Raw genomic sequence first — 13728 nt, 5'->3', positions numbered from 1 at the left:
TTTAAGCCTCTGGACGGGCGTCCACCATAAAGGTTGCTTCACCCGTTGCGATTACCTTGTCGCCAACATAAACGTTGGTGTCACAAAGGACACGACGACGGCGTTCATTGATCTCTTTAACGGTGATTTCTGCTCTCGCTGTTTGCCCGATAAAAAGGGGTGCCTTGAACTTAATCTGCTGATCAACATAGATCGCTCCAGGTCCAGGAAGTTTCGTACCGGCCACAGTAGAGATTAATGCCGCACTTAGCATGCCGTGGGCAATGCGCTGGCCGAATGGAGTTGTCGCCGCATACTCTTCGTTGATGTGTACAGGATTGGTGTCACCCGAAATGCCTGCAAAGCCATAGACATCTGCCTCAGAAATGGTCTTTGCAAAACTGTCGCTCATACCAACTTCAAGGTCTTCTAAGTAGTAGCCGTGTAAATTATCCATAAATCATCCTAAACAGTGTGGAATTGGGTTTTTGCAACAGGTTACTCACTTTTTCATGGGGTGCAAGAGAGGTTTCAAGATTCCCCAGTGGGGATAAATCAGGTATCTTTGCGTTTCGTTATATTGAATGGACTAAACTTTCTACCATGATCATTAAACCAAAAATTCGCGGTTTCATCTGCACAACAACTCACCCAACAGGCTGTGAAGCAAACGTTCGCGAGCAAATTGCGAAGACTCAAGCGCAAGGAACGATTGATGGTCCTAAGCGTGTACTTATTGTAGGTGCATCATCGGGTTATGGTTTGAGTTCACGTATAACAGCAGCCTTTGGTGCGGGTGCTTCTACCATTGGTGTCTTCTTTGAAAAAGAGGGAACCGAGAAGAAACCAGGTACCGCGGGTTGGTATAACTCGGCGAGTTTTGAAAAGCTGGCCCACGAAGCAGGGCTTTACGCTAAATCGATTAACGGCGACGCTTTCTCTCATGAAGCGAAAGCGAAAACCATTGAGATGATCAAAGAGGACTTAGGTCAAATTGATCTTGTGGTCTATTCGCTGGCGTCTCCTGTTCGTAAAATGCCAGACTCTGGTGAGGTGATTCGTTCTGCCTTGAAGCCGATCGGTGAGGTCTACCGTTCAACAGCGATCGATACTAACAAAGATGTCATCATCGAAGCGGAAGTCGAACCAGCCAATCAAGAAGAGATCGACGCAACCGTCAAAGTGATGGGCGGTCAGGATTGGGAGCTTTGGATCGAAGCTCTGGATGAAGCAGGAGTTTTGGCTGACGGTGCTAAAACCGTTGCTTACAGCTACATTGGTACCGATATCACTTGGCCGATCTACTGGCACGGTACCCTTGGTAAAGCGAAGCAGGATTTGGATCGTGCTGCCTCTGAATTGAATGCGCGCTTGTCGAAAAAGGGTGGTCAAGCAAACGTAGGGGTTCTTAAGTCCGTTGTGACACAGGCCTCGTCTGCTATTCCTGTGATGCCACTCTATCTAGCTATGGTGTTCAAAATCATGCGTGCTGAAGGTGTTCATGAAGGGTGCCAAGAGCAGATTGACCGACTATTCCGCACCGGTCTCTACGGTGACAGCTGCGAAATGGACGAAGGCAACCGCTTCCGTCTAGATGATTGGGAGCTTCGTGACAGTATTCAAACGGCGTGTAAAGCCCTATGGCCAGATGTCACTTCTGAAAATCTGTTTGAATTGACCGATTACCAACTCTACAAAGATGAGTTCTTGAAGCTGTTCGGCTTCGGTATTGACGGTGTTGATTACGACGCTGAAGTGGATACTTTGGTTCCGTTCAAGCCACTCGAATTGTCTTAATACAAGTCAACTCAAAAAAAACCGGCTATGTGCCGGTTTTTTATTGTCAGTTGCTACAGGTGATCGTAAAGCCCATAGAGTGCGTATGGATTTTTCTGATTTCAGTCTTGGTGCACTCACATAAGATTGGCTACACTGTCACCATCAAACATTTAGAGCGTTTTTTAGATGAAATACAAAGGCTTTCCAAAATTTTCTCATAGCCAGAAAGATAAAATCGGCGTCCTTGTGACCAATCTGGGTACACCGGATGCACCGACTCCCAAAGCGCTTAAACGCTACCTTAAGGAGTTTCTTTGGGATCCTCGTGTCGTGGAAGTTCCGCGTCCAATTTGGTGGATGGTTCTCAATCTTATCATCTTAAATATACGCCCGAAGCGTTCTGCTGAAGCCTACTCAACCGTGTGGACGGACGAAGGCTCACCGCTTCTTACTCATACTAAAAATCAGACAGAAGCTATCCGTAACCATTTTGAATCGCTGTATGGCGATCGCGTCGTGGTTGATTTTGCGATGCGTTATGGCAATCCATCGATTGAATCAGTGCTAGATCGCATGCAAGAAGCGGGTGTTCGAAAGTTAGTAGTGTTGCCACTCTATCCGCAATACAGCGCTTCAACGACCGCTTCTACCTTTGATGCGGTAGCGAGTGATTTTCAAAAACGCCGTCTGATTCCAGATTTCCGTTTTATTCAGCAGTACGCTGATGAACCTGCTTACATTGAGGCGGTAGCAGAGAAGATCCAAGCTCATTGGGCTGAGCATGGGCGAGCGGATAAACTCATTCTCTCTTATCATGGTGTACCAAAACGATACCTTTTAAATGGCGATCCGTACCACTGTCAGTGTCATAAAACGACACGACTGATTGCCGATCGTTTGGGGTTAGAAGAGGGGGAGTATATGACCTGCTTCCAGTCTCGATTTGGTCGCGAAGAGTGGTTGAAGCCATATACTGATGAGACGCTTAAATCCCTACCTGGCCAGGGTGTGAAATCTGTTCAGGTGGTCTGCCCTGGGTTTTCGTCTGATTGTCTTGAGACCATTGAAGAGATCGGTGAAGAGAACCGCGAATATTTCGAAGAGGCGGGTGGTGAGCGTTATGAATACATTGAAGCGCTAAACTCTGATGCATCACACATTAACATGCTGTGTGGATTGATTGATCGTGAACTTCAAGGGTGGATCTCCAAACCTGAAGATGATTATCAATTACGAGCATCCGAAGCCAAAGCTAAAGGCGCGGAACAGTAGAGTTTGTTCTGCGCTAAAAAGCACTTTGCCTAGTGAATACTTTAGGCCACAATAGAATCTAATCTATTGGATCAGGAGGTCTGTGATGTCTGCTACGAAACCGCACCCTAAATTTCTTGAAGCGATGAGTCAGTTGTCACAGATGGACGAAGATGAGCGATTATCAGAGGCGAACAAAGAGCTGTTTGATCAAGCGATCAAGTACGCCCCACTCGATATTCAGCCTCAATTGATTGCGATTCAGAAAAAGTACGAAACCCCACTGCACTGATTGCTCGTTTATTGATCACTCCAATGCGACAGCTGGGACTTTAACCTCTCAATTTTAGCTTCAGCTCGATCCTCTCTAATTTTCGGTGGCGTATCAGTTGTGCGTCGCCCACCGTAAGACTGAACGGTCACTTGCCCATGTTTGACCTCGCTGGCGCGTTTAACACTGTTAGCGCGTCGATCAAAAGGTGAAGTACGACGTTCGGGGCCTTCATAGGCATCATGAATCGCCTGTCGCCACCAGTCATAAGCCGCATCATAAGAGACCAGTAGTTCGCTGGCGCGCTCTCCAGAGGGGAATTCCCAAAAGTAACGTATCTTTCCTTCTACAAGGTCACGAATAAGATAAGCGTCTTTGAGCTGGTTGAGCGGTGTCATGTTTAGTCCGTTAAATGGATTGTCTGGAATCTTTTCATAAGAGTAGACTATAAATCTGTGTTCTTAAACGGAAGTCTTTCAGATAAGTAAGATTTTTGTGATGACAGATAGTCCCGCTCCTCATCAACGAAGTTAGCGATCGCTTTGTGAAATTCTGGGTGATTAACCCAATGTACAGAGTGAGTAAATATAGGTTCAAAACCGCGCTTAATCTTATGTTCTCCCTGTGCACCTGAGTCAAAGCGCTTGAGCTGTCGTGCAATGCAGTAGTCGATCCCCTGGTAGTAGCAGGTCTCGAAGTGCAGCGCGTCATACTCTTCATAACAGCCCCAATAGCGACCATAGAGCGTACTGCTGTCATGGAAGGATAGGGCGCCCGCAACGATTTTTCCGTCAAGTTGTGCAAAGACAAACAGCATCTGCTCGGGCATGGTGTGCACTAATTCGGTAAAGAAACTCTCATTTAGGTAGGGCTCACGTCCCCGTTTAAGGTAGGTGAGTGAGTAGAGTTCGTAAAACTGCTGAAGTTGATCTTGGGTAATATCTGAACCTGAGAGGTGAATGAATTTAAACGCCTCGGTTTTTTCGCGCTCTTTACGCAGCTCTTTGCGTTTTCGAGAAGTGAGCCCTTCTAGGAAGTGGTTAAAGTCACGATAATCTCTATTAAACCACTGATACTGCAGTCCGCTTCTGATTAACAAATCCCTAGGCAGAGCGCTTTTTATCGATGAGTCGTTTGGAAAGAGAAGGTGCCAGCTTTCTAATTTGTACTCGCTAGCAAAGGTTTTAATCGCTTGGGATATTCTCTGTAGAGACTCTTCAGCTTTCAGTTTACCTACCCATCTCGGGCCGGTTGATGGCGTAAAAGGGACTGCGCTTAGAAGCTTTGGATAGTAGTTTAAGCCGGATTGATGGAAAGCGTTTGCCCAACTCTGATCAAAAACATACTCACCCCAAGAGTGGTATTTAATATAGAGAGGGAGATAGATAATCGTCTCACCCTCCTCAATTAATTCTAAGTGACAGGGTTGCCAACCCTGTTCCGTCGAAACAGACCCTGAATGTTCCATCGCGGCCAAGAATTCATGACGCAGAAAGGGATAGTCGGAATCCTTAAGTTCATTCCAACGATGCTTATCAATACTATTAATGGATTGATGAGTCCTAATTTCCATCTGCTTGGTCTATATTTAAGAAAAGGTTAGGTCGTTACGAGGAGTATATAGAAATGGATGAACTAGAACTCGAATTTCAGTTAGATGCTCAACTTGCTGCGGATACGATTAAGTTGGGTGATTTCCCGCTCTCTTCGGTTTTGCTGATGAATGATAGCCAATATCCTTGGCTGATTCTTGTACCTCGTCGTGCGGGTATGACAGAGATCTACCATCTCAGTGCAGAGGATCAACAGCAGATGCTGCTGGAGACCAGTGCACTGGCTCAAGCGTTATCCGATATCTTCGCGGCCAAAAAGATGAATGTTGCGAATCTAGGTAACATGGTTTCCCAATTGCATATACATGTTATCGCCCGGTTAGAGAGTGATCCTGCTTGGCCAGGACCAGTCTGGGGGAAAGTGCCAGCACAGCCTTACAGCTCAGATGAGCTAGCCTCTGTCAAAGAGCGTTTGGATGCCTTGTTAACCGGTGAAGTTGAGTTTAGAGCGGTATAATCAGCGTTTGACAGGTTGAAAACCAGTTACCGCTCTTCGTAGATAGTTTGACGTCCCAAAGGTGACAGGCCTTAAGCCTGTCACCCGCTCTAGAATCCACAAGATACTCTTTGAAATACCAAAAATTGCCCTGTAATAGCCTGTTAATTCAGGTATAATTCCCGCCTTTCGGCCATAGGCCTAACCATTTTAGTTAATACTCGTTTCAGCGGGTTTTAGTAGATAGGACAGCAGAGTTATGCGCAGCCACTATTGCGGCGATCTTCGTGAAGAACATATTGGACAAGAAATTACCCTGGCAGGTTGGGTGCACCGTCGTCGTGACCACGGTGGCGTAATCTTCCTAGATCTTCGTGATCGTGAGGGTTTGACACAGGTTGTGTTTGATCCAGATCGCGAAGAGAGTTTCGCGTTGGCGGATAGCTGCCGTAACGAGTTCGTAGTTGAGGTTAAAGGCCTTGTTCGTGCTCGGCCAGAGGGTACTACCAACCCGGATATGCCAACGGGTGCTATCGAGGTGCTGGGTAAAGAGCTGATCATCCTGAACAAGGCTGAAACTCCTCCTTTTCAGTTGGATGAGCACCAGCAAGTGGGTGAAGATGTTCGTCTTCGTCACCGCTACGTCGATCTCCGCCGTCCAGAGATTCAAGAGAAGCTTCGTTTCCGCTCTAAAGTGACTCACCAGGTTCGTGCTTACCTTGAAGATCAAGGTTTCCTAGATATCGAAACGCCGATCCTGACTCGTGCCACCCCAGAGGGTGCTCGTGACTACCTAGTTCCAAGCCGTACTCATGAAGGTAGCTTCTTTGCACTGCCTCAGTCACCACAGCTATTTAAACAGCTCCTTATGGTCTCTGGCTTTGATCGCTACTACCAAATTGCTAAGTGTTTCCGTGACGAAGATTTGCGTGCGGATCGTCAGCCAGAGTTCACTCAGATCGATATCGAGACCTCGTTCCTTGATGAACACGAGGTGATGGCAATCACTGAAAACATGATCCGTGGCCTGTTCAAAGATCAATTGAACATCGATCTAGGCGAGTTCCCGCACATGCCATACTCTGAGGCGATGCAGCGTTTTGGTTCTGATAAGCCAGATCTGCGCATTCCTATGGAGCTGGTTGATGTTGCAGATCTGGTCGCAAGTGTCGACTTTAAAGTGTTTGCTGGCCCAGCAACGGATCCAAAAGGTCGCGTCGCGGCTCTTAAAGTACCGGGCGGTTCTGAGCTGACTCGTAAGCAGATTGATGAGTACACTAAGTATGTATCAATCTACGGTGCGAAAGGTTTGGCGTGGATCAAAGTGAATGATCTAGCGGCTGGCGCTGAAGGCCTTCAGTCTCCAATTGTTAAGTTCTTGGGTGCAGAGATTGCGCTGCAGATTATGGAGCGCCTTGAAGCGAAAGATGGTGATCTTGTCTTCTTCGGTGCGGATAAAGCCAACATCGTTAACGAAGCCTTGGGTGCGCTGCGTATCAAAGTGGGTGAAGACCTTAACATGCTTGAGCGTGAGTGGGCGCCACTATGGGTTGTCGACTTCCCAATGTTCGAAGAGAACTCCGATGGCAGCATGACAGCGCTTCACCACCCATTCACAGCACCGAGCTGTTCACCAGAAGAGTTGATTGCTCAGCCTGAAGGTCAGCTGTCACGTGCCTACGACATGGTTCTTAACGGTTGTGAGCTTGGTGGTGGTTCGGTTCGTATCCACGATCAAGAGATGCAGAAAGCGGTCTTCAAAGTACTGGGTATCAGTGATGAAGAGGCGGACGAGAAGTTTGGATTCCTATTGAACGCGCTTAAGTTTGGTGCGCCACCACACGCGGGTCTGGCATTTGGTCTTGACCGTCTGATTATGCTGATGACGGGTTCTACTTCGATTCGTGAAGTGATCGCCTTCCCTAAAACTCAGTCAGCGGCTTGTCCAATGACTGAAGCACCGGGTGAAGTGAGCGCGGCTCAACTGCGTGACCTAAACATCAAGTTGCGTAAAACACCTTAATCGAGTGTTTGATTAAAAAAAACCGGCAGTAAGCCGGTTTTTTTGTGTCTCTGGAAAATGCTGAAAGACTTACAACTCGCAGATGCGAGTTGATCGCGGTTTTTCGCTGCGCTCAAATTCGCTCCTACAGTCGAGCTACGCAGAGAGATCGTTGCAAAGTCCTACTATAGGAGCGTATTGGCGCCCCGCGCCAAACCGCGATCGATTGGACTTGCTAATCGAATTTAATGCTCCGGTGACTGGCTTTAGCCTGTCAACCGCTGTCTGTTTAAGGTATTGGTCTCAATCACAACTACTGTTAGTATATACAGCATTAAAACAATCTCTACGACAGGCGACCGATGCTGATATTGGGAATCGACCCAGGTTCAAGAATTACCGGATACGGCATCATCAATGCTCAGGGTAATAAGGCTGAGTACGTTGCCAGTGGTTGTATCAAAATCGCAGATGCGACCCTTCCTGATAAGTTAAACCAAGTCTTTAGCGGTGTCTCTGAACTGATTGAGCGCTACCAGCCTCAAGAGTGTGCGATAGAGCAGGTCTTTATGTCTCGTAACGCTGACTCTGCGCTTAAGCTCGGGCAGGCTAGAGGGGCAGCTATCGTAGCGGCCGTCAATCGAGGCGTAGAGGTTCATGAATATGCGGCACGCCTGGTGAAGCAGGCAGTAGCTGGAACTGGCGCTGCGGATAAGGGGCAGGTCCAGATGATGGTGCAACGTATTTTGTCACTTCCGGGGTTGCCACAGATCGATGCGGCTGATGGGTTGGCCATCGCACTTTGTCATGCCTATACCCGTCAAGGCTTAATAGCGACAGCGGGAACTCGTCGTTCAGTAAAAGGGCGATGGAGATTGTAGATGCTTTCGAATAATATCAATGCGTTACTTTATTGAGGTCAGATTGTGATAGGTCGTTTAACAGGTGAATTGGTAGAGAAGTCACCTCCAGAGTTGCTGATAGATGTTTCCGGTGTCGGTTATGAACTGGAAGCGTCCATGAATACCTTCTACAAATTGCCGGATGTCGGCACCTTTGTAACGCTGTATACACACTTCGTTGTGCGTGAAGATGCACAGCTTCTTTATGGATTTGCCGACAAAAACGAACGCACTCTGTTTCGAACCCTGATCAAGGTGAATGGGGTGGGGCCTAAGTTGGCGTTGACCATTCTTTCGGGTATCTCCGTCCAAGAGTTCATTCGAACGGTTCAGCATGAGGACAGTACAGCCCTGGTACGTCTGCCGGGTGTCGGTAAAAAAACCGCTGAGCGTTTAATCATCGAGATGAAGGATAAGCTGGATCGACTTGAGCTACCGACCCGTGTTGAAGCGGAACTGAGTGATTTTGCAATGCCCATCGTGGATGCGAAGCCTACCGTCGATTACAGAGCAGATGCAGAGACGGCACTGGTCGCATTGGGTTATAAACCGCTGCAAGCAACTAAGGCGATTGAAAAAGCGGTCACCGAATTGGGTGAGACGGCCGATACAGAATCGTTGATTCGTCAGGCACTTAAGATGATGGTGGCAAGCTAAGATGCAGATTGAACCTGATCGTTTTATATCGCCGGTTAAGACACCCAATGAAGAGGTGCATGATCGCGCGGTTCGCCCTAAGACACTTCAAGACTATGAAGGTCAGCCGCAAGTTCGAGAGCAGATGGAGATCTTCATCCATGCCGCTCGCAAGCGTAATGAAGCACTGGATCATACTCTGATCTTTGGCCCGCCAGGATTGGGTAAAACCACACTGGCCAATATTATTGCCAATGAGATGGGCAGTGAAATTAAAACCACCTCTGGCCCTGTTTTAGAGAAAGCGGGTGATATTGCAGCTCTTCTGACCAATCTTGAGCCGGGAGATGTGCTCTTCATAGACGAGATTCATCGACTCAGTGCCAGTGTCGAAGAGGTACTCTATCCCGCGATGGAGGACTACCAGCTCGATATCATGATCGGTGAAGGCCCAGCTGCACGATCGATCAAACTGGAACTGCCCCCCTTTACGTTAGTCGGTGCTACGACACGTGCCGGCTTATTGACGTCACCACTGCGTGATCGTTTCGGTATTGTGCAGCGGTTAGAGTTCTATTCGATTGCCGATCTGACCAATATTGTCATGCGAACGGCACGTTTAAGTGGTTCTGAAATCGATGAGGGTGGTGCGCACGAGATTGCACGTCGTTCTCGCGGTACTCCTCGTATTGCCAACCGGCTCCTGCGCCGTGCACGTGACTTCTCTGAAGTGAAAGGGGATGGGCGTATCACCGAAGAGATGGCTGATCTGGCATTGAATATGCTCAATGTCGATCAACATGGTTTTGATCACATGGACCGTCGAATGCTGCTCGCCATGCTCGAAAAGTTTGGTGGTGGTCCTGTTGGTGTGGACAGTCTTGCGGCAGCCATTAGCGAAGAGCGTGACACCATCGAAGACGTTCTCGAGCCCTATTTGATTCAGCAAGGTTTTGTCATGCGCACGCCAAGAGGGCGGGTGCTAACCGACCATGCTTACCGATACTTTGGTGTCGATAAGCCTGAAGGAAACTAGTTTATTATGGCGTTTCAGTGGCCTGTCAGAGTCTACATAGAAGATACCGATTTTGGCGGTATTGTTTACTACGTTAATTATCTAAAATTTATGGAGCGTGCTCGGACGGAGTTGTTGCGTTCGGCGGGTTGGTCGCAGCACGAACTGTCACAGCAAAATTTGATTTTTGTGGTTGGTTCGGTGGAGGCGCAATATTTAGCGCCGGCTAGGCTTGATGATTCGTTAATTGTCAGAACAACCGTCAAAAAACCGCAAGGTGCACGTGTTAAATTTCTGCAAGCTGTTGTTAAGGAGGGATCTGATAGAGTCCTCTGCCAAGCAGAAGTTGAAGTGATATCCGTCACTGGAGCCATGCGTCCGAAACGCTGGCCAAAAGAGTTAATTACATCAATCACCCAAGCGCATCCGGAAGCTTGGGATTAACAGGAGTTGAGTGTGGAAGATCAGCTGTCGATTTGGAGTCTCGTATTTGGTGCGAGTTTCGTCGTCCAGTTAGTTATGTTGTCGCTTTTGGCGGCTTCGTTTTTATCTTGGGTTGTTATCTTTCAACGTCGCCGCGTCATTAGCGGTGCACAAAAAGCGTTTAAAGCATTTGAAGAGCGTTTTTGGTCGGGTGCTGATTTAGGTCAGCTCTACCGCGAAGCCAATGCTGAACCTAATTCAGAGAGCGGAGCTGAAAATATTTTCCGTGCTGGACTCAAAGAATTTACACGTCTGACACAGCAGTCAAATGCTGATCCGGATATGGTGATGAACGGTGTGCAGCGAGCCATGCGTGTCGCAATGGCACGTGAAGAGGAGAAGCTCGAAGCGCACCTTCCTTTCCTTGCAACGGTGGGTTCTACCAGCCCCTATGTCGGTCTGTTTGGAACCGTGTGGGGTATCATGAATGCGTTTCGTGGTCTGGCTAACGTTCAGCAGGCGACCCTTGCCTCGGTAGCGCCGGGTATTTCAGAAGCCTTGGTCGCGACGGCTATAGGTCTGTTTGCTGCGATTCCGGCCGTGGTGGCCTACAACCGTTACTCAGCATCGGTGGATTCTCTGTTGAACAGTTACGAAACCTTTGCCGATGAGTTCTCTAGCATTCTTTACCGTCGCGTTCATGCTCGTTAAGGGTAAAAGATGATTAGGCGTCAGCGCACAAAGCGCAAATTGAATGCAGAGATTAACGTCGTACCCTATATCGATGTGACCTTGGTTCTGCTGATTATCTTTATGGTGACAGCTCCTATGTTGACTCAAGGCGTTGATGTGGAACTCCCGAAAGCCTCCTCTGAGCCTGTAGAGACTCAAGATGAAGAGCCATTGATCGTGACGGTTGATGCAGAAGGACTTTACTACATCAATTTGGGTGAAGATGAGACGGTTCCTAAAAGTGCCGAACAGATAGCGGGTCAGATCAGGCAGATACTCTCGGTTAACCCTGGAAAAATGATGTTGGTTCGAGGTGATCGTCAAGCGAGCTATGATCAGGTGGTTCAGTTAATGGTGCTGTTACAGGGTGCTGGAGCTGAACGAGTCGGTTTGGTGACGGAGTAGATCCTTGTTCGATCGTAGTTATCTTCTGCCAACCCTTTTTGCTGCACTGGTTCATGCACTGGTGTTGGTGGTTATTTCAGGGGTTTGGATCGGTCAAGAGGTGGATCGTAAAGCGCAGCCGCGACATATCGAGGCTCGAATGGTCGATCTTTCGGCTCTGGCTGAAAAGAAAGCCGCTGAAGAGAAATTGATGAAAGATAAAGCAGCTGCAGAGGCTGCGAAGAAAAAAGCCGCGGAACGAGCCAAGAAAGCCAAAGCCGATGAGGCAAAGCGCAAGAAAGCAGCGGACGCTAAACGTAAAGCGGATGCTAAAAAAGCCGCTGATAAGAAAAAAGCCGATGACGCTAAGCGCAAAAAAGCGGCTGAAGAGAAAAAGAGAGCAGAGGCTGAACGTAAAGCTGCAGAGCGTAAAAAAGCTGAAGCGGCTAAGAAAAAAGCTGATGCAGAGGCTAAAAAAGCCAAATTAAAAGCCGCTGAAGAGGCTAAGAAAAAGGCGGAAGCTAAGAAGCGTCAAGCGGAAGAGGCTAAACGCAAAGCTGCAGAAGAGGCCAAACGAAAAGCGGATGCAGAGCGTAAAGCCCAGGAGCAGGCTGAAGCAAAACGTCGCGAAGAGCTGGCAAGGCAGCGTGCCGCAGCAGCTGAAAGAGCAGCACAAACGGTCGCTGATGTAGGTGCCTACATTCGAACGCTAACAGAAGATAACTGGCGTCTGCCCTCTACAGCACGTAACGGGATGACAGCGACCGTGCGGATTCACTTCTTCCCATCGGGTGAAGTGGATCTGGCAGAGATTATTAAAAGCAGTGGTGACATGGCTTACGATCGATCAGTACTTCAGGCGATTGAGCGTGTAGGGCAGTATGAGTTGATTGCAAGCGTCGACCCGATTACGTTTGAGCGTAATTTGCGTAGAGTGTTAATTGAATTTAGACCTGAGGGATTGAGATGGTAAATCTTAACCAATTTAAAAGCCTGATATTTGTTCTGTTGTGGGCGCCACTAATCGTTAAAGCTGAATTGGTTGTCGAAGTGACACAGGGTCTTTCTGAGCCAACACCGGTAGCGGTTGTCCCTTTTAAGTGGACAGGGCAGGGTGCGCTCCCAGAAGATGTGGCGCAGATTGTCGATCAAGATCTATCACGTTCAGGTCTATTCACTACTTTACCAAGATCAGCGATGTTAAGCCTGCCTTCTGAGCGCAGCCAGGTCTTCTTCCGTGATTGGCGAATGACGAAGAGTGACTTCCTTGTGGTCGGTAAAATCGAGCCGATCTCCGCGACACGCGTCAGCCTTCGCTATGAACTTTATGATGTTCTTAAAGAGGAGAACATCATGATCCAGCCTTTAGAGAGTGACATTAACCAACTTAGAGATGCGGCTCACTTTATTGCGGATCAGATCTATCAGGCACTGACAGGCAATCGTGGTGCTTTTTCAACTCGCATCGTCTACGTCACCGCTGAACAGTTGACCAGTCAAACCTCTCGCTACCGTCTTGAGATGGCTGACTGGGATGGCAACCGTCCGCGTGTAATTTTAGAGTCACGCGAACCGATCATGTCACCGAGCTGGTCCGCGGATGGCAAGAAGATCGCTTACGTTTCGTTTGAAACGGGTCGTCCATCAATCTATGTTCAGTACCTGGCAACCGGGAAACGCGAACGAATCCAATCATTCTCCGGCTTGAATGGTGCGCCGGCTTGGTCACCTGATGGCAATAAGCTAGCACTGGTGCTCTCTAAAGACGGTAATGCCGAGATCTATGTGTTGGATGTGACCTCGGGTCAGTTGCAACGAGTGACTAATCACTATGGGATCGATACCGAGCCAAGCTGGGCGCCCGATGGTGAGTCGCTCTTCTTCACCTCTGACCGAGGAGGGTCGCCACAGATCTATCGTCTATTCTTGGCGACACGTCAAATGACTCGAGTAACCTACGAAGGAAACTACAACGCCCGTGCCAGCATGACCCCTGACGGTCGCTTCCTAGCGTTGATTCACCGCTCAGGTGGGTCAGGTAATCGCTTCTCTGTTGCGGTATTGGATCTAAAGACTGATCGACTCGATATTCTGACAGAGACCGGTTTGGAAGAGTCTCCCACCATTGCGCCTAATGCAAGCGTAGTCCTTTATGCAACGCAAGAGGGTAATCAAGGTGTGCTATCAGCAGTCTCTTTGGATGGTCAGGTACGATTTAGAATGCCGAATACTCGTGGTGATGTTCGCGCTCCTGCATGGAGTCCCTACCTTTATTAATGTTGGTAGTATAATTCCACATAACCGG

General features: G+C 48.4%; 16 protein-coding genes. 13 read left to right on the top strand and 3 right to left on the bottom strand.

Annotated features, from left to right (window positions below; all coding sequences use genetic code 11):
* Position 1: 1 nt before the first annotated feature.
* Positions 2-436, bottom strand: coding sequence for a MaoC family dehydratase (locus tag XMG59_RS10915; protein ID WP_173483480.1), 435 nt, complete (start codon positions 434-436; stop codon positions 2-4).
* Between the two features lie 146 nt (positions 437-582).
* On the opposite strand from XMG59_RS10915, the gene fabV reads away from it, so the two are divergent.
* From fabV to XMG59_RS10900, 3 genes are all read left to right on the top strand, one after another.
* Positions 583-1776: an enoyl-ACP reductase FabV gene (gene fabV, locus XMG59_RS10910; protein WP_173482094.1), complete on the top strand. Its 1194-nt coding sequence runs from the start codon at positions 583-585 to the stop codon at positions 1774-1776.
* Between the two features lie 168 nt (positions 1777-1944).
* Entirely contained in the window at positions 1945-3030 is a 1086-nt protein-coding gene (hemH, locus tag XMG59_RS10905; protein ID WP_173482093.1) for a ferrochelatase, read from the top strand.
* An 85-nt stretch (positions 3031-3115) separates the two neighbouring features.
* The gene (locus tag XMG59_RS10900) at positions 3116-3301 is read left to right on the top strand and encodes a hypothetical protein (RefSeq protein WP_173482092.1); all 186 of its coding nucleotides are present in this window, start codon (positions 3116-3118) and stop codon (positions 3299-3301) included.
* An 8-nt stretch (positions 3302-3309) separates the two neighbouring features.
* On the opposite strand, the gene XMG59_RS10895 is transcribed toward XMG59_RS10900, so the two are convergent.
* Positions 3310-3678 carry a hypothetical protein gene (locus XMG59_RS10895; RefSeq protein ID WP_173498707.1) on the bottom strand — a complete coding sequence of 123 codons (369 nt, stop codon included), beginning with the start codon at positions 3676-3678 and terminating at the stop codon, positions 3310-3312.
* Positions 3679-3725: 47 nt separating this feature from the next.
* Positions 3726-4853 (bottom strand): GNAT family N-acetyltransferase, encoded by a 1128-nt coding sequence (locus tag XMG59_RS10890; RefSeq protein ID WP_173482090.1) that lies wholly within the window; start codon positions 4851-4853, stop codon positions 3726-3728.
* A gap of 53 nt (positions 4854-4906) precedes the next feature.
* On the opposite strand from XMG59_RS10890, the gene XMG59_RS10885 reads away from it, so the two are divergent.
* The 10 genes from XMG59_RS10885 (at position 4907) to tolB (ending at position 13700) form a co-directional block, all read left to right on the top strand.
* Positions 4907-5350, top strand: coding sequence for an HIT domain-containing protein (locus tag XMG59_RS10885; RefSeq protein ID WP_173482089.1), 444 nt, complete (start codon positions 4907-4909; stop codon positions 5348-5350).
* A gap of 238 nt (positions 5351-5588) precedes the next feature.
* Positions 5589-7352, top strand: coding sequence for an aspartate--tRNA ligase (aspS, locus tag XMG59_RS10880; RefSeq protein ID WP_173489143.1), 1764 nt, complete (start codon positions 5589-5591; stop codon positions 7350-7352).
* 341 nt (positions 7353-7693) lie between these two features.
* Positions 7694-8212, top strand: a complete 519-nt coding sequence (gene ruvC / locus XMG59_RS10875) for a crossover junction endodeoxyribonuclease RuvC (protein WP_173484071.1) — start codon at positions 7694-7696, stop codon at positions 8210-8212.
* A gap of 45 nt (positions 8213-8257) precedes the next feature.
* Complete coding sequence (gene ruvA / locus XMG59_RS10870; protein WP_173482086.1) at positions 8258-8890, top strand: Holliday junction branch migration protein RuvA; 633 nt, start codon at positions 8258-8260, stop codon at positions 8888-8890.
* A 1-nt stretch (position 8891) separates the two neighbouring features.
* Entirely contained in the window at positions 8892-9905 is a 1014-nt protein-coding gene (gene ruvB / locus XMG59_RS10865) for a Holliday junction branch migration DNA helicase RuvB (protein ID WP_173482085.1), read from the top strand.
* Positions 9906-9911: 6 nt separating this feature from the next.
* Positions 9912-10328 carry a tol-pal system-associated acyl-CoA thioesterase gene (gene ybgC / locus XMG59_RS10860; RefSeq protein WP_173482084.1) on the top strand — a complete coding sequence of 139 codons (417 nt, stop codon included), beginning with the start codon at positions 9912-9914 and terminating at the stop codon, positions 10326-10328.
* Positions 10329-10340: 12 nt separating this feature from the next.
* Positions 10341-11018 carry a protein TolQ gene (tolQ, locus tag XMG59_RS10855; protein WP_173482083.1) on the top strand — a complete coding sequence of 226 codons (678 nt, stop codon included), beginning with the start codon at positions 10341-10343 and terminating at the stop codon, positions 11016-11018.
* 9 nt (positions 11019-11027) lie between these two features.
* Positions 11028-11444 carry a protein TolR gene (gene tolR / locus XMG59_RS10850; protein ID WP_173482082.1) on the top strand — a complete coding sequence of 139 codons (417 nt, stop codon included), beginning with the start codon at positions 11028-11030 and terminating at the stop codon, positions 11442-11444.
* A 4-nt stretch (positions 11445-11448) separates the two neighbouring features.
* Positions 11449-12396: a cell envelope integrity protein TolA gene (gene tolA / locus XMG59_RS10845; protein WP_173483482.1), complete on the top strand. Its 948-nt coding sequence runs from the start codon at positions 11449-11451 to the stop codon at positions 12394-12396.
* Positions 12390-13700 carry a Tol-Pal system beta propeller repeat protein TolB gene (tolB, locus tag XMG59_RS10840; protein WP_173482080.1) on the top strand — a complete coding sequence of 437 codons (1311 nt, stop codon included), beginning with the start codon at positions 12390-12392 and terminating at the stop codon, positions 13698-13700. The genes tolA and tolB overlap by 7 nt, the downstream gene beginning before the upstream one ends.
* Positions 13701-13728 lie beyond the last annotated feature (28 nt).

This window comes from Marinobacterium sp. xm-g-59, from assembly GCF_013283315.1.
Classification (GTDB): Bacteria; Pseudomonadota; Gammaproteobacteria; order Pseudomonadales; family Balneatricaceae; genus Marinobacterium_E.
The sequence above is the reverse complement of the archived record's forward strand: the minus strand, read 5'-3'. Positions and strand labels throughout refer to the sequence as shown.